The sequence below is a fragment of the Streptomyces sp. NPDC026394 genome (assembly GCF_055567735.1).
In genome coordinates, this window is record NZ_JBVHPX010000019.1 from 37,865 (window position 1) to 53,447 (window position 15,583).

The 15,583-nt window shown below is 71.0% G+C and carries 11 protein-coding genes and 4 tRNA genes; 9 read left to right on the plus strand and 6 right to left on the minus strand.

All coding sequences use genetic code 11. From position 1 onward, the window contains the following. Nucleotides 1-302: 302 nt before the first annotated feature. The gene (locus ACZ4QV_RS32085) at nt 303-851 is read right to left on the minus strand and encodes a hypothetical protein (protein WP_361157206.1); all 549 of its coding nucleotides are present in this window, start codon (nt 849-851) and stop codon (nt 303-305) included. A 307-nt stretch (nt 852-1,158) separates the two neighbouring features. Continuing rightward, nucleotides 1,159-1,509, minus strand: coding sequence for a metallopeptidase family protein (locus ACZ4QV_RS32090; RefSeq protein WP_003980582.1), 351 nt, complete (start codon nt 1,507-1,509; stop codon nt 1,159-1,161). Nucleotides 1,510-1,629: 120 nt separating this feature from the next. Here ACZ4QV_RS32090 and ACZ4QV_RS32095 point away from each other — a divergent pair, with 120 nt between their 5' ends. The 4 genes from ACZ4QV_RS32095 to ACZ4QV_RS32110 all read left to right on the plus strand — a co-directional run bounded on the left by ACZ4QV_RS32095 (nt 1,630) and on the right by ACZ4QV_RS32110 (nt 3,800). Then, nucleotides 1,630-3,351: a metallophosphoesterase family protein gene (locus ACZ4QV_RS32095; RefSeq protein ID WP_467763764.1), complete on the plus strand. Its 1,722-nt coding sequence runs from the start codon at nt 1,630-1,632 to the stop codon at nt 3,349-3,351. Nucleotides 3,352-3,523: 172 nt separating this feature from the next. Further along, a tRNA-Glu gene (locus tag ACZ4QV_RS32100) sits at nt 3,524-3,596 on the plus strand. 48 nt (nt 3,597-3,644) lie between these two features. After that, a tRNA-Asp gene (locus tag ACZ4QV_RS32105) sits at nt 3,645-3,719 on the plus strand. A gap of 4 nt (nt 3,720-3,723) precedes the next feature. Beyond that, nucleotides 3,724-3,800 (plus strand) — tRNA-Phe (locus tag ACZ4QV_RS32110). Nucleotides 3,801-3,926: 126 nt separating this feature from the next. Here ACZ4QV_RS32110 and ACZ4QV_RS32115 read toward each other — a convergent pair. Further along, on the minus strand, nt 3,927-5,033 hold the full coding sequence (locus tag ACZ4QV_RS32115; RefSeq protein WP_467763765.1) for an ABC-2 transporter permease: 1,107 nt from the start codon (nt 5,031-5,033) through the stop codon (nt 3,927-3,929). Between the two features lie 175 nt (nt 5,034-5,208). Here ACZ4QV_RS32115 and hrpA point away from each other — a divergent pair, with 175 nt between their 5' ends. From hrpA to ACZ4QV_RS32130, 3 genes are all read left to right on the plus strand, one after another. Continuing rightward, nucleotides 5,209-9,261: an ATP-dependent RNA helicase HrpA gene (hrpA, locus tag ACZ4QV_RS32120; RefSeq protein ID WP_467763766.1), complete on the plus strand. Its 4,053-nt coding sequence runs from the start codon at nt 5,209-5,211 to the stop codon at nt 9,259-9,261. 109 nt (nt 9,262-9,370) lie between these two features. Beyond that, nucleotides 9,371-9,445 (plus strand) — tRNA-Asp (locus tag ACZ4QV_RS32125). 289 nt (nt 9,446-9,734) lie between these two features. Beyond that, entirely contained in the window at nt 9,735-10,061 is a 327-nt protein-coding gene (locus ACZ4QV_RS32130) for a DUF6274 family protein (RefSeq protein ID WP_361581205.1), read from the plus strand. A gap of 514 nt (nt 10,062-10,575) precedes the next feature. Here the strand turns inward: ACZ4QV_RS32130 and bldC are convergent. Beyond that, nucleotides 10,576-10,782, minus strand: a complete 207-nt coding sequence (gene bldC, locus ACZ4QV_RS32135; RefSeq protein ID WP_003980577.1) for a developmental transcriptional regulator BldC — start codon at nt 10,780-10,782, stop codon at nt 10,576-10,578. A gap of 526 nt (nt 10,783-11,308) precedes the next feature. Beyond that, nucleotides 11,309-12,145 carry a DUF8083 family protein gene (locus ACZ4QV_RS32140; RefSeq protein WP_125046185.1) on the minus strand — a complete coding sequence of 279 codons (837 nt, stop codon included), beginning with the start codon at nt 12,143-12,145 and terminating at the stop codon, nt 11,309-11,311. 263 nt (nt 12,146-12,408) lie between these two features. Here ACZ4QV_RS32140 and ACZ4QV_RS32145 point away from each other — a divergent pair, with 263 nt between their 5' ends. Together ACZ4QV_RS32145 and ACZ4QV_RS32150 are read left to right on the plus strand one after the other, a co-directional pair. Further along, nucleotides 12,409-13,527: a Leu/Phe/Val dehydrogenase gene (locus ACZ4QV_RS32145; protein WP_361581201.1), complete on the plus strand. Its 1,119-nt coding sequence runs from the start codon at nt 12,409-12,411 to the stop codon at nt 13,525-13,527. A gap of 564 nt (nt 13,528-14,091) precedes the next feature. Beyond that, a complete protein-coding gene (locus ACZ4QV_RS32150) occupies nt 14,092-14,352 on the plus strand; it encodes a DUF3073 domain-containing protein (RefSeq protein WP_125055478.1) in 261 nt (86 codons plus the stop codon). Nucleotides 14,353-14,462: 110 nt separating this feature from the next. Here the strand turns inward: ACZ4QV_RS32150 and purM are convergent, their stop codons facing one another. After that, a complete protein-coding gene (gene purM, locus ACZ4QV_RS32155) occupies nt 14,463-15,557 on the minus strand; it encodes a phosphoribosylformylglycinamidine cyclo-ligase (protein WP_361157223.1) in 1,095 nt (364 codons plus the stop codon). Nucleotides 15,558-15,583 lie beyond the last annotated feature (26 nt).

Here is a 15,583-nt window from a genome sequence, read left to right on the forward strand (position 1 = left end):
GTGAGACTTCACAAATGACCGCCTCAATGCGGTCAGCCACGGCAAGGGAGAGAACGCGCCACACGGCGCTGCATCATGCGCCGGGCAAATGGGATCAAACGATCTACCACCATACTCACTCCGCCCCCCAGAAGGCAAATGCCCTCCCGAACCTCCGTTCCCCACCGCGCCCACCTGGCCTTTTGCCGCACTCCACACACCCCGCGCCCCTCGGCCCCCACCCGCACCCGCCCACTCCGGCGCCCCCGCCCTCCCGTACGCCACTCCCCGCTCCCCCATCCCCCCGCCGCTTCTCTTCGCCGCTACCCCCCGCCCTCCGGATTCGAGGGCGCGGGCGGCGCGGACGACGGGGTCGGCGCGGGGGAACTCGGCTGCGGGTCCGGACTGGCGCTCGGCGTCGGCTTCACGGTCGGGGTCGTCCGGGGCGGCTGGGCGGTCGGGGAAGGGCGGCCGCTGCCGGGCCGCGGCGGTCCTGGCGCGGCGGGGCCGGTGCCGGGCGGGCCGGGCTGTTCGGGGCCGGGCGCGGCGCCCGAAGCGGGTTCCGGTTCCGGCTCCGTCTCGTGCGCCGAGGGCGTGTGATCACTCGCGGGCGCCCCCGCGTGCCCCTCCACACCGTGGCCGCCGCCCGTACGCGCCCTGCGGTCCGGGCTCCCGCCGCGGGTGTCCACCGTGCCGCCGTCCGGCGCGGGCCCGCCGTCGGGCCGCGCGGAGGACCCCGACGGCTTGGGCGGCTCCGCGTCGCTCACACTCATGCAGCCGCTCAGCGACGCGGCCAGGGCGGAAGCGGCGGCCACGGCGGCGGCGAGCCGGTTCAGGGCCGGGCCGGGGAGGGGGGAAGCGATCGGGCGCACGGGCGGGACCTCCGGATCCGGAGCGCGGAGACTGCGGAGATGAACGCCCTGCCCAACTCCCGCCGGGCACCCGAGGACACGCGCCGCGGGCACGAGATCGCGTCCGTACGGGCCCGATCTCCGCCCCGGCCACCAACGGCACCACCCCGAACGCCACGAATGCCGCGAACCGGCCGCGCCGGCCGTCCTGACCGCCGTGCCCGCCCCGGCCACCACGCGCGCGCCGGCCACCCTGCCCGCCCCGGCCGCCGCGACCGCTCCGGCGTCCCTGCCGCCCCGGCCGTACGCCTCCGCGCCGAGCCGCCCGTCAGCCGTACCCCAGCGCGTGCAGCCGCTCGTCGTCGATGCCGAAGTGGTGCGCGATCTCGTGGACGACGGTCACCTCGGTCTCCGCCACCACGTCCTCCCGGGTCTCGCACATCCGCAGGGTCGGGTTGCGGTAGACCGTGATCCGGTCGGGCAGCACGCCCGCGTACCACTCGCCCCGGTCGGTCAGCGGCGTCCCCTCGTACAGCCCCAGGAGATCGGGGTCCTCGGCCGGTGGTTCGTCCTCGACGAACACCGCCACGTTGTCCATCAGCCGTGTCAGCTCCGGCGGGATCCGGTCCAGCGCCTCGGCCACCAGTTCCTCGAACTCCTCGCGCGTCATCTCCAGCACACCACCCATTGTCCGCCACGCCACCGCGCGGCGGCGGTACCGCGCGGTGGCGAGGGCGGCCCGGCGCGCGGGGCCCGTTTTCCGGGCATGACGGGCGCGGCGCCCGGGAATACGCGCCCAATGGCCCGTGTCGCGCCGTCCGGGGACTCCTCCCCCGGCTCCTCCGACTCTCCCGGCTCCGCCGACTCCGCCGGTCCCGCCGTCTTCCGACTGCTCCGCGCCGCGCTCGCCCGGGTACGGGGCTTTCCCGCCGCCGTGCTCCGCGACTACCGCTCCCACCACACCGCCCCCACCAGCACCCTCACCCACACACCGCACCCGTACGCCCGTGCCCTGGGCCTGATCGCCGTCACCCTGCTCGGCGCCTGGCTGGGGCTGCTGATCGTCGGCAGCATCCACGCGCCCGTGGGGCCGGTGGACACGAACATGACACTGCGCCCGTCGCTCTCCGGCGGCACGAAGATCAACGTCTCACCGCTGGGCGCCCTGGAGCTGCGCAGCCACCACGCGCCGATACGGCTGGACGTCGACGTCGACCGGCTGGATCCCGTACGGGCCCAGGCCCTGGTCGACCACCCGGAACGGTTCGCCGGCCTCCAGGAGCAGGTCACCCGCGACGTCGTCAGCGGCACCGGCACCCTCGCCTTCCGCTCCTGCGTCGCGGTCGTCTCCGGCGCCACCGCGCTGGGGCTGGCCGTCTACCGGCGGCCGCGCCGCGCGCTGGCCGCGGGCGGGCTGGCGCTCGTCCTGCTGGCCTCGTCGGGCGCCGCCGCGTACGCCACCTGGAACCCGAAGTCGGTCCTGGAGCCGAAGTTCTCCGGGCTGCTCTCCTCGGCGCCCTCGGTGGTCGGCACCGCCCGCAACATCGTCAGCGAGTTCGACGTGTACCAGCGGGAGTTGGCACGTCTGGTGACGAACGTGACCAAGCTGTACGAAGCCACCTCGACGCTGCCCGCGTACGCGCCCGACCCCACCACGATCCGTGTGCTGCACGTCTCCGACATCCACCTCAACCCGGCGGCCTGGCAGATCGTCAAGTCGCTGGTGAAGCAGTACAAGATCGACGTGATCATCGACACCGGCGACACCATGGACCACGGCTCGGCCGCCGAGAACGCCTTCCTGGACCCGGTCGCCACGCTCGGCGCGCCGTACGTCTGGGTGCGCGGCAACCACGACTCCGCGACGACGCAGAAGTACCTGGAGACCCGTAAGAACGCCACCGTCCTCGACGACGGGCGGGCGGTCAGCGTCGGCGGGCTGCGGATCGCCGGCGTCGGCGACCCGCAGTTCACCCCGGACCGCTCGGTCGTCGCGGAGGGGGACTTCTCGGAACGCACGGCCGGCGGCAGGCTGGCCGACTCGCTCCGTACGCAGCGGCTCGCGGGTACGCCCGTGGACATCGCCCTGGCGCACAACCCGGTCGCGGTGTCCGAGGCGGACGGCCTGGTCCCGCTGGCGCTGGCCGGTCACGTCCACCATCGCGAGAACAGCGTGCTCCCCCGGGGCACCCGGCTGATGATCGAAGGTTCCACGGGCGGCGGCGGGCTGCGCGCGGTGCAGGGCAAGAACCCCGCTCCGGTGCAGGCGTCCGTCCTCTACCTGGACCGGGAGACCCGGCGCCTCCAGGCGTGGGACGAGATCACGCTCGGCGGGCTGGGGCTGTCGAAGGCCGAGGTCAGCCGCCACCTGCCGCAGGAGAACCGGCCGGGGGCCACGCCGTCCCCAGGGGCCACGCCATCCACGCGCACCACGCCACCCCAAAGGACCACGCCGTCCCCAGGCGCCACCCCGTCCCCGGGCGCCGGGTCTCCTGGGGCGTCCTCACCGGGTCCCCCGTAGGCCCACGGAGCGGCCGGGAGCTCGGCGCACCCCCTCCCCGGCCGCCCGCCGCCCCCTCCCCGAACACCTCCTCGGAGGGGCTCGAACAAACCGTTTTGGCGAACGGTCCCCGCATCCCATATGCTTCTCACGTCCCCGACGGCGCCCCACAAGGCGTCGAGGCGGGCCATCAGCCCTCATCGTCTAGTGGCCCAGGACGCCGCCCTTTCAAGGCGGTAGCACGGGTTCGAATCCCGTTGGGGGCACGCATTACCGTGTGCGAGACCAGGTACGCTTGATCTCGCACAGTGCAAGGTCCTGTGGAGCAGTTTGGAGTGCTCGCCACCCTGTCAAGGTGGAGGCCGCGGGTTCAAATCCCGTCAGGACCGCTGTGGCTGGGTAGCTCAGTTGGTACGAGCGATCGCCTGAAAAGCGATAGGTCGCCGGTTCGACCCCGGCCCCAGCCACCAGCAGTGGGAAAAGGCCCCGATCTTCGGATCGGGGCCTTTTTCTTTCTGCCCGAGCGGTCCGCCCGGCCCCCGCCACCCGTACGGCCGAAGCCGGGGCCGGCGCCCGAAGGCCCGGCCCCGCGTACGTCAGGCGCCCGGCGCGTCCGGTGCGCCCGCCCGGTGCGCCCCCGAGGTGAGCGCCCCCACCTCGCGCCCGCCCGGGTGCCGGTGCCGCCAGGTCCAGAAGACCGCGCACGAGACCAGCGCCCAGCCGGCCAGCACCAGGAACGGGAAGAGGTGCTGCGAGGCGCCGAAGTAGACGGCCGTGTGCTGCGCGTTGACCGAGGCACCCGGCGGCAGCCAGCGGCCGATGTGCCCGAGGACGGACGGCAGCAGCGGCCAGGAGACCGCGCCGCCCGAGGACGGGTTGCCCAGCAGCACCATCAGGCCCCACGTCGGGATCATCGCCCAGCGCCCGATCAGGGTGTTGAACATCGTGAAGACCATGCCGGACGTGAACATCGTCAGCGCCAGGATCAGCCAGGACTCCACGAACGGCAGGTCCAGCGCCCCCAGCAGCCAGTCCACGACCGCGGCGATCGCGAAGGCACCCAGCAGCGCGTACAGCGCGGTGAAGGCGATCCGCTCCAGCGGATTGAGGCCGCGCGCGTGCACGCTGAGCTGGATCGCGCCGACGAACCCGATGATCACCGCGGCGAGCGAGATGTAGAAGAGGGCGAGCCCGCGCGGGTCGCCCTCCTGGAGCGGCTTGAGGTCCTTGACCTCGACCGGTACGCCGACCGCCCGGCCCACCTGGGGCCCCGCCTGTTCCAGCACCTGCGCCACCTGGGCGCCGGCCGCCCCGGCCACGTCCAGCTCCATGCTCTTGTCCCGCACCCGCAGGATCGCGAAGACCTCCTGCTCCTCGATGCCCTCCTCGGCCGCGGCGTACGTGTCGTACGCGTGCAGCTGGAGGGAGGCGTTGAGGGCCTTCTCCATGCCCCCGACGAAGGCCTTGCCGTGCGGGGAGTCCGGCGGGCCGACCACGGCGGTCGGGATGTGCCGCGGGGTCGGGTTGGCCATGGTGTACGTGTACGAGCCCGCGAAGAGGCCGGCGGCGACGGCGAGGATGAAGACCAGCACGGTGGCGGGCAGGAACGGCGACTTCTTGAACGCGGCCCATCTCTCGGCCGCGGTGGGAGGCCGTCCGTGGGCGCCGTGCGGCTGGGGGAGGTCACCGTGCTGATCAGACATAAGGCCACGCTAAAGCACCTATCCCGGACATTCTCCTGGTGGTCGGCCCACCGTGCGCAGGGCCCGCCGGGTACGGCCCCGAGGGCCGCCGCAGCCGCCCGGACGTCCTCCCGGCCCCGCACCGGCGGCAATTCGTTCGCCACCGTATTCACGGAGGTGAGATCCTGGGGGACGTATGTCCAGTCAGCCTGCCTCCGCCCGGCCCGACGGTGCCGCCCCCTCCCTGCCCGCTCTCCTGGAGCGGCTGCCCGAGCTGATGCTGCGCGACCAGCAGCGGCTGGGGCGCCGGCTCGACGGCGCGCGCCGGATCCGTAAGCCCGAGGCCCGCGCGGCCGTGCTCGCCGAGATCGCCGAGGGGGTCGAGGAGGCGGAGCTGCGGGTCGAGCAGCGCCGCGCCGCGGTGCCCGCGATCACGTATCCGGAGCAGCTACCGGTCAGCCAGAAGAAGGACGAGATCCTCGAAGCGATCCGCGACCACCAGGTCGTGATCGTCGCGGGTGAGACCGGGTCCGGCAAGACGACCCAGATCCCCAAGATCTGCCTGGAGCTGGGCCGTGGCGTACGCGGTCTGATCGGGCACACCCAGCCGCGCCGGATCGCCGCCCGTACGGTCGCCGAGCGGGTCGCCGAGGAGCTGAACACCCCGCTGGGCGAGGCGGTCGGCTGGAAGGTCCGCTTCACCGACCAGGTCGGCCCGGACACCCTCGTGAAGCTGATGACGGACGGCATCCTCCTCGCGGAGATCCAGACCGACCGCGAGCTGCGCCAGTACGACACGATCATCATCGACGAGGCCCACGAGCGCAGCCTCAACATCGACTTCATCCTCGGTTACCTGGCCCAGCTACTGCCCCGGCGGCCGGACCTGAAGGTCGTGATCACCTCCGCGACCATCGACCCGGAGCGGTTCGCCCGGCACTTCGGCTCCTTCGCCTCCGTGGCAGCGCCCAAGGAGGGTGCCGAGGCCCCCAGCGCGCCGATCGTCGAGGTCTCCGGCCGTACGTTCCCGGTGGAGGTGCGCTACCGCCCGCTCCTGGAGGAGGGCGGCACCGACAGCGACCGCGACCAGATCACCGCGATCTGCGACGCCGTGGACGAGCTGCGGGGCGAGGGCCCCGGCGACATCCTGGTCTTCCTCTCCGGCGAGCGGGAGATCCGCGACACGGCGGACGCGCTCAACAAGAAGAACCTGCCGCAGACCGAGGTGCTGCCGCTGTACGCGCGCCTGTCGCACGCCGAGCAGCACCGCGTCTTCCAGCGCCACACCGGCCGCCGGATCGTGCTCGCGACCAACGTCGCGGAGACCTCGCTGACCGTGCCGGGCATCCGGTACGTGATCGACCCCGGCATGGCCCGGATCTCGCGCTACAGCTACCGCACGAAGGTCCAGCGGCTGCCGATCGAGCCGGTCTCGCAGGCCAGCGCCAACCAGCGCAAGGGCCGTTGCGGCCGGACCAGCGACGGCATCTGCATCCGGCTGTACTCGGAGGACGACTTCCTCACCCGGCCGGAGTTCACCGACGCCGAGATCCTGCGCACGAACCTGGCCTCCGTCATCCTGCAGATGACCGCGGCCGGCCTCGGCGACATCGAGAAGTTCCCGTTCATCGACCCGCCGGACCGCCGCAACATCAAGGACGGCGTGGACCTGCTGCACGAGCTGGGTGCGCTCGACCCGAAGCAGAAGGACCCGAAGAAGCGGCTCACCCAGATGGGGCGCAAGCTGTCCCAGCTACCGGTGGACCCGCGGCTGGCCCGGATGGTGCTGGAGGCCGACCGCAACGGGTGCGTACGCGAAGTCATGGTGATCGCGGCGGCGCTGTCCATCCAGGACCCGCGCGAGCGGCCCGCCGAGAAGCAGCAGCAGGCCGACCAGCAGCACGCCCGTTTCAAGGACGAGACCAGCGACTTCCTGGCGTACCTGAACCTGTGGCGGTACGTCCGCGAACAGCAGAAGGCACTGTCGTCCTCGGCGTTCCGCCGGATGTGCCGTAACGAGTTCCTGAACTACCTGCGGATACGCGAGTGGCAGGACATCTACTCGCAGCTGCGGACGGTCGCCAAGACGATGGGGGTGCACCTCAGCGAGCAGGACGCGGCGCCCGACCTCATCCACACCTCCCTGCTGTCCGGTTTGCTTTCGCACATCGGGCTGAAGGACACGGACGCCAAGAACGAGTACCTGGGCGCCCGCAGCGCCAAGTTCGCGGTCTTCCCCGGCTCGGCGCTCTTCAAGAAGCCGCCGCGCTGGGTCATGTCGGCGGAGCTGGTCGAGACGTCCCGCCTGTGGGCGCGGGTGAACGCCAAGGTCGAGCCCGAGTGGATCGAGCCGCTGGCCCAGCACCTGGTGAAGCGGACGTACAGCGAGCCGCACTGGGAACAGAAGATGGCCGCGGTGATGGCGTACGAGCGGGTGACGCTGTACGGCGTGCCGATCGTCGCCCAGCGGAAGGTGAACTACGGGCGGATCGACCCGGAGACCTCCCGAGACCTGTTCATCCGCAACGCCCTGGTCGAGGGCGACTGGCGCACCCACCACCAGTTCTTCCACGACAACCGCAAGCTGCTCGGCGAGGTCGAGGAGCTGGAGCACCGTGCCCGGCGGCGCGACATCCTCGTGGACGACGAGACGCTCTTCGACTTCTACGACCAGCGGCTGCCCGAAGACGTCGTATCGGGCGCCCATTTCGACGCGTGGTGGAAGAAGAAGCGCCATGACGAGCCGGAGCTGCTCAACTTCGAGCACTCCATGCTCATCAACGAGTCCGCCGAGGCCGTCACCAAGGACGACTACCCGGACTCCTGGCGGCAGGGGAAGCTGAAGTTCCGCGTCACGTACCAGTTCGAACCGGGCGCGGACGCGGACGGCGTGACCGTCCACATCCCCCTCCAGGTCCTCAACCAGGTCTCTTCCGAAGGCTTCGACTGGCAGATCCCGGGCCTGCGCGAACAACTGGTGACCGAACTGATCCGTTCGCTGCCCAAACCGATCCGCCGCAACTATGTGCCGGCGCCGAACTTCGCCGCCCGCTTCCTGGACTCGACCGTGCCCCTCCAGGGCGGACTGACCACGGCCCTGGCAGCCGGGCTCCAGCGGATGGTCGGCGTCCCGGTCGACCCGGCCGACTTCGACCCGGCCAAGGTCCCGGACCACCTGAAGATCACGTTCCGGGTGGTCGACGAGCGCCGGCGCAAGCTGGCCGAGGCCAAGGACCTCGAAGCGCTGCGCCTGAAGCTCAAGCCGAAGACACAGGCAGCCCTCAGCAAAGCCTTCGCACAGGCCGCCGAGCGGCCCGCCAAGGGCGGCGGGGACGGCGCGGCCGCGGGCGCCGGGACACCGGCCGGCCTGGAACAGCGCACCGGCCTGACGTCCTGGACGCTCGGCACGCTGCCCCGCACCTTCGAGACCCGGCGCGGGGGCCAGCCGCTGAAGGCGTACCCGGCGCTGGTCGACGAGGGTACGAGCGTCGCCGTACGCCTCTTCGACACCGAGGCGGAACAGCGCACGGCGATGTGGACCGGCACCCGCCGTTTGATCTTGTTGAATATTCCGAGCAACCCAGCCAAGTTCGCGCAGGGCAAGCTCACCAACCAACAGAAGCTGGCACTGTCCGCGAACCCCCACGGCTCCATACAGGCCCTCTTCGAGGACTGTGTGACCGCTGCCGCCGACCGGCTGATCGCCGCACACGGCGGCCCGGCCTGGGACGAGGAGTCCTTCCGCAAGCTCTTCGACGCGGTCCGCGCCGACCTGGTGGACGCCACGATGAGGACGGTCCAGCAGGTACGGGAGGTGCTGGCGGCCTGGCAGGCGTGCGAGCGCCGCCTGAAGGCCACCACCTTCGCCTCGCTGCTCCCGTCCCTCACGGACGTCAAGGAGCAACTGGCCGCCCTGATCAAGCCCGGCTTCGTGACCGCGCACGGCGCCAAGCGCCTGCCGGACCTCATGCGCTACCTGGTCGCCGTGGACCGCCGCCTCCAGCAGCTCCCCAACAACGCCGAGCGGGACCGCTCCCGGATGGCGAAGGTCAAGGAGATGCAGGACGAGTACGCCTGGCTGCTGGAGCAGTACCCCCAGGGGCGGCCGGTGCCGGCCGAGGCCCGGGAGATCCGCTGGATGATCGAGGAGCTGCGGGTGAGCTACTTCGCGCACGCGCTCGGCACCGCGTACCCGGTCTCCGACAAGCGGATCGTCAAGGCCGTGGACGCCGCGGTACCCAAGGTGTGACCGGCCGCGGGGCCCCTCCGGGCGGCCCCGCGGGACCGAGTTCGACCGCACCCCCTGACCTGCTGTAGAGTCTTGCTTCGCAGCACCGCGCAAGCGGAAGCCGCACCAAGGTCCTGTGGAGCAGTTTGGAGTGCTCGCCACCCTGTCAAGGTGGAGGCCGCGGGTTCAAATCCCGTCAGGACCGCAGTTGATCGGCCCGCATCCCCTCGGGGATGCGGGCCGTTCGCGTTGTGGCAGGCGTACGTCGGGGGGGCGCGTGGCGGCGCCGCGACCGCTCGCCGTCCGACCCGTGTCCCCGCGCCGGGTGCGGGCCGTTTGCGCCGCCCCGCGGCTGGGGAGTGTGGACGGGAGCGGCGCTCCATCCCGTGGCCAGACGGTCCGGGTCGTACGGGCCCGGGCCGATGCGCGTATTGACGGGGGCACGTACCACCGGTAGTCACGAGGGAGAGTGCGCCGGCCGGGAGGAGGGTGCGATGTCGACAGCCGCCAGGCGCGAGACCAGGGCGCTGCTGCGGGCCCATCTGTCGGCCGCCACGGGCTATCGCCACCTGACCCGCCACTGCCCCGTCTGCGCCCGCCTCCTGCGGCTCGCCATGGAGCCCCGCAGCCGCGCCGCCGGCGCACCGGCCGCCGACTCCGCCGCCCGGACCTCCGCGCGGCCCTCCAGAGGGCCGTCCACGACTTCTGGTGCCGCACCGGACACGGACCCGGCGTCCCGCGAAGCGTCGTCGGCGGAGACCGCCGCGCCCGCCGCGCCGCCCGTGGCGGGGGTCGAGGACCAAAGTCCCCCGGCCCGGTGACCAACGGCGCGTTCCCCACCGGCCCTGCGGTGGGAGGCTGTTGAGAACGGGATGGCGCTTCGGCCCTCTATCGTAGCGACGCCGACGTCACAAGCTTCCCGGGCTGTGACGGGTGTCACCGCCCGGGTTTCCGGAACCGGGAATCTTACGGTCGCCCTACACCCGGTCAATTTAATATGTGCAATTGCACCGCCCGCCCGGCAGTCCTTGGACTGGGCCGGAGAACAGCGGGGGCTTGCCGCGGCGGCCCCCGCGGGCGGTGTCCAGCCGGCCGGACCGGCTGCCCGCACGGGTCCTCGCGCGCACAAAAAAGATCGCGCTGGACCCGGCGGAGTCCAGCGCGATCGATGACGTACCCAGATGGTGCGGGTGTGGGGCCTGTTGGGGCAGGCTCCGCGTCGTATGAAGCTGAGTGGTGCTGTGTGGTGCTAGGTGGTGCGGTGCGGAGCCGGGTGGGGCTCCACGGGCCGGAATCGGGTTGGGGGGCCCGAAAACAGCCCGGTCATGCGGTTGTTCAGCTTTCGCTGCGCTGCTGCGGAATGCCCGCGAGCAGAGCGCGAACCTCGGCTTCGCGGTAGCGCCGGTGTCCTCCGAGCGTGCGGATGGACGTGAGCTTGCCTGCCTTGGCCCAGCGGGTCACCGTCTTCGGGTCCACGCGGAACATCGTGGCGACCTCGGCGGGGGTAAGCAGCGGCTCGGCGTCAGGGGTGCGAGCGGTCATGAGCGGCCTCCTCGGGAGAACCGAACCATCACGGTTCTTTCCTCTAAATTCTGCACCTTGACCCGCGTTGCCCGAAATGGCGGACGCGGGCCGAGTCGGTTATAGGACGAACGGCTTGTCCTCGGCACTACAACTACACCATCTGTCCAGCCACGTCGGCCAAACCGATGGAATTGCCCTCTCAGGTGTTCAACCTCGGCGGAAGCCGATGGACCATGCCATAGCGGACAGTCACACCACCGTGACGATCAGTCACATGGTGATCAGCCGCCATCAGACCCACCAAGGAGCGCAATACCGAACTATCCGCCCTTAGTAGGGCGGAAGGGGCCCTTGTCAGGCTCCTTGTCCTATTTTGGCACGAGGGTATGGCTTGGCCGCAAGGCCCGAAGTCAGTGCTTTAGGTCACCCCTGAGGCAATCGCCCGGATCGGGACCTACGTCCCACGACCCCCGTGTCAGTAGTGTGCACGAGCCTCGGCAGCCGCAGATCATTTTGTCGTCCCGCGGAAGCGGAAGCGCCCGCGTCAGCTGGCGAACTGACGCTCGCGCACCTCGCGCCAGCGGTCCGACAGCTTCTCGTACGCCTCGCCGGCCCGGTCGCTGTCCCCCTCGCGCAACGCCGCCAGCCCCTCCGCCACCTCGGCGGCCGACCGGTCCTCGGCGAGCTGCCCCTCGGGCACCGCGTGCACCAGCCCGCCGTAGTCCAGCTCCACCAGCGCCCGCGGATGGAACTCCTCCAGCCAGCGGCCCACGTCCACCAGGCCGTCGATCAACGGCCCCTCCTCCAGGGAGTCGCGCAGCGTGCGCAGGCCCCGCGCCACCCGGCGCCGCGCCTGCACCATGGGCGTCCGGTACCGCAGCACCGGCCCGTGCTCGCTCTTGGTGTACTCCCGCTCGCCGTCGCCGAAGAGCGCGAACCAGCGCACCGGCACGTGCCAGGTGGCGGTACGGATCCAGGGCCGGGCGTCCGGATTGCGCTCCAGCCACTCCTCGTAGTCCGCGGCCGCCTGGCGCCGCACCACCGGGGGCAGCGCCGCGTCCAGCACGGGTGCCGGAAGGAGTTCGGACAGCTCCTCCAGGGCCTGCCAGCCCCGCAGCCGCGTCCGCCAGGGGCAGACGCACGTCACGCCGTCCACGACGGTGACGAAGGCGTCGCTGCTCTCGTGGACCGGGACCGGCACCGGCGGGGTCGGCAGCAAATCGGCCAGAGACCGCCGAAGTTCGTCCTGAACCGTGGGGGTCTCCGCACGCCGGGCATAGCGCGCCCAGTAGGAGCGCTCCGGTTCGGGGAACGCCGCGAGCGGCTCGTAGACCCGTAGATATGCCGCGTACGGGACCATCACCGACGACGCCAAGGCCACGCCCGCTCCTTTGTCTCCTACAACGTGACGTCCGCAGAACTACCGCAAAGAATGGCAAACAGGTGCAAAGCACCGGGAGTTGGCTCGCGCCACCCGGCTCGGGATACGGCAAATCGTCCCACGTCCGTCCCTCAGGAGAGGGTGATCCTCCGCACTGCACCGATCAGCGCGCCCCTCAGGTCTTACTCTCTTCCCGACCGGCCCTCCGGCCCTCCTCCTGCCACAAGCCATAGGGAGCCGTCGGAAGGCGCCCTCCGCGACTTATGGGAGTCACCACCGTGACCGACGTACGTCCCTCCTCCGTCAGCGTTGACGGGGGCGTGCTGCACACCCTGTTCCGTTCCGATCAGGGTGGCCACGAGCAAGTCGTCCTCTGCCAGGACCGCGCCAGTGGCCTGCGGGCCGTCATCGCCATCCACGACACCGCCCTGGGCCCGGCCCTCGGCGGCACCCGCTTCCACGCGTACGCCTCCGAGGAGGAGGCCGTGCTGGACGCCCTGAATCTCTCCCGTGGCATGTCGTACAAGAACGCCCTCGCCGGTCTCGACCACGGCGGTGGCAAGGCCGTGATCATCGGCGACCCCGAACTGATCAAGACCGAGGAACTCCTGCTGGCATACGGCCGGTTCGTGGCTTCCCTCGGCGGTCGCTACGTGACCGCGTGCGACGTCGGCACGTACGTGGCGGACATGGACGTCGTCGCCCGCACCAACCGGTGGACCACCGGCCGCTCCCCCGAGAACGGCGGCGCCGGCGACTCCTCCGTCCTGACCGCCTTCGGTGTCTTCCAGGGCATGCGCGCCTCGGCGCAGCACCTGTGGGGCGACCCGACGCTGCGCGGCCGCAAAGTCGGCGTCGCGGGCGTCGGCAAGGTGGGCCACCACCTCGTCGAACACCTGCTCCAGGACGGCGCGGAGGTCGTGATCACGGATGTGCGTGCCGAATCGATCGAGCGCATCCGCGGCCGGCACCCTCGGGTGCAGGTGGCGCCGGACACCGGGTCGCTGATCCGTACGCCGGGCCTGGACGTGTACGCGCCGTGCGCCCTCGGCGGCGCGCTGAACGACGAGTCCGTGCCGGCGCTGACCGCGAAGGTGGTCTGCGGCGCGGCCAACAACCAGTTGGCGCACCCCGGCGTCGAGAAGGACCTCTCCGACCGCGGCGTCCTCTACGCGCCGGACTACGTGGTGAACGCCGGCGGCGTCATCCAGGTGGCCGACGAGCTGCACGGCTTCGACTTCGACCGCTGCAAGACCAAGGCGGCGAAGATCTTCGACACCACGCTGGCGATATTCGCTCGTGCGAAGGAGGACGGCATTCCGCCCGCCGCGGCGGCGGACCGGCTGGCCGAGCAGCGGATGGCGGACGCCCGGCGGGCCTGACGCACCCGGTGCCGCCGTCCGGCGGCGGGGCCGGCCGGGCCGGGACCGAACGGTTCAGGCCATTTTTCCAGCCGGTCGCGGAGCGAATTCGCGACCGTTCCTGCTCCTCAATGTCTAAGAATGCTCGGGTCCGACCGAAGCCGATCGCGATCCGATCACGTACACGGGAGGCCCCGAGCGGGCCCGTACACCCCTGCGGACGCCGCGCCGGTCACGGACCGTACCGGCCGCCGTCACGGTGGGTACGGAAATGGCCTGCGGAACGCTCGCGTAACGATCTCTGAGCGCTGCGTAAGGGATCACGGGTGGTGAAGGAGACATCCCTCACCACCCGTCGGCGGGTCGCCGGACGGGACAGGTTAAAATCGCAGCTGACCAGCGGGGACGGGGCGTCCTGCCGGTCGTGCCGAGCGGTCGGTGATGCGGGCGACGTACCGTATGGCCGCGGAAGCAGGTACCGTTAAAGCCCTACGGGCCGGTCTCTCCGTCGAGAGTCCGCTCTGAATCATGAACGCGTGTCAAGACTCTGGGGCCGTCGAGCCCCGTCGTTGAGGGGGTCGAGCCATGGGGCGCGGCCGGGCCAAGGCCAAGCAGACGAAGGTCGCCCGCCAGCTGAAGTACAACAGCGGTGGGACTGATCTCTCACGCCTGGCCGAAGAGCTGGGTGCATCGCCGCAACAGCCGGCATCGCAGCAGCCGCCGAACGGCGAGCCGTTCGAGGATGACGAGGACGACGACCCGTACGCGCGGTACGCCGACCTTTACAACCGAGACGACGATGACGAGGACGAGGGCAACTCGTCCCAGCAGCGTCGTCGCGCCTGACGTACGACGTCTCTTCTGTCGTACGTGCACGGTGTGCACAGCAGTTCCACGGACCCGGTCCGGGGTAGTCACCTCGGACCGGGTTCTGTGCTGCCCTGCGGGCGGCCGGGTCAGGCGGAGTAGTCACCGGTCAGGGTCACTGCCTCGGTGTGGTCACCACGCTCGACGATCTCGCCGCTGACCCAGGCGTCCACGCCGCGGTCCGCGAGGGTGGCCAGCGCCACGTCCACCGACTCCTGCGGCACGACGGCCATCATGCCGACGCCCATGTTCAGGGTCTTCTCCAGCTCCAGCCGCTCGACGTCGCCGGCCTTGCCGACCAGGTCGAAGATCGGGTCCGGGGTCCAGGTGGACCGGTCGACCGTGGCGTGCAGGCCGTCCGGGATCACCCGGGCCAGGTTGTTGGCCAGGCCGCCGCCGGTGATGTGCGAGAAGGCGTGCACCTCGGCCGTACGGGTGAGCGCCAGGCAGTCCAGCGAGTAGATCTTCGTGGGCTCCAGCAGTTCCTCGCCGAGCGTCCGGCCGAACTCCTCGATCCGCTGGTCCAGCGACATCCCCGCGCGGTCGAACAGCACGTGGCGGACGAGTGAGTACCCGTTCGAGTGAAGACCGGAGGACTCCATCGCGATGACGATGTCACCCGTACGGATAAGATCCGCGCCCAACACCCGGTCCGCCTCGACGACACCCGTGCCGGCGCCCGCGACGTCGAAGTCGTCGGCCCCGAGCAGCCCCGGGTGCTCCGCGGTCTCGCCGCCGACCAGCGCGCAGCCGGCCAGCACACAGCCCTCGGCGATGCCCTTGACGATCGCCGCGACCCGCTCCGGGTAGACCTTGCCGACGCAGATGTAGTCGGTCATGAACAGCGGCTCGGCGCCGCAGACGACCAGGTCGTCCACGACCATGCCGACCAGGTCGTGGCCGATCGTGTCGTACACGCCCATCCGGCGGGCGATGTCGACCTTGGTGCCGACGCCGTCGGTGGCCGAGGCGAGCAGCGGCCGCTCGTAGCGCTTGAGGGCCGAGGCGTCGAAGAGGCCGGCGAACCCGCCGAGGCCGCCGACGACCTCGGGGCGGGTGGCCTTCTTGACCCACTGCTTCATCAGGTCGACGGCGCGGTCGCCCGCTTCGATGTCCACGCCCGCTGCTGCGTAGCTGGCGCTGGTGCCCGCGTGCTGGGCACGCTCAAAAGACTCGGCAGACACGGTGAGATCTTTCCTGTCGGTGTGTA

Bases quoted from the DNA above. Each gene is read 5' to 3' on its own strand.
- ACZ4QV_RS32095 (WP_467763764.1), top strand. From the start codon at position 1,630: ATGGCCCGTGTCGCGCCGTCCGGGGACTCCTCCCCCGGCTCCTCCGAC.
- ACZ4QV_RS32115 (WP_467763765.1), bottom strand. From the start codon at position 5,033: ATGTCTGATCAGCACGGTGACCTCCCCCAGCCGCACGGCGCCCACGGA.
- hrpA (WP_467763766.1), top strand. From the start codon at position 5,209: ATGTCCAGTCAGCCTGCCTCCGCCCGGCCCGACGGTGCCGCCCCCTCC.
- ACZ4QV_RS32130 (WP_361581205.1), top strand. From the start codon at position 9,735: ATGTCGACAGCCGCCAGGCGCGAGACCAGGGCGCTGCTGCGGGCCCAT.
- bldC (WP_003980577.1), bottom strand. From the start codon at position 10,782: ATGACCGCTCGCACCCCTGACGCCGAGCCGCTGCTTACCCCCGCCGAG.
- ACZ4QV_RS32145 (WP_361581201.1), top strand. From the start codon at position 12,409: ATGGGAGTCACCACCGTGACCGACGTACGTCCCTCCTCCGTCAGCGTT.
- ACZ4QV_RS32150 (WP_125055478.1), top strand. From the start codon at position 14,092: ATGGGGCGCGGCCGGGCCAAGGCCAAGCAGACGAAGGTCGCCCGCCAG.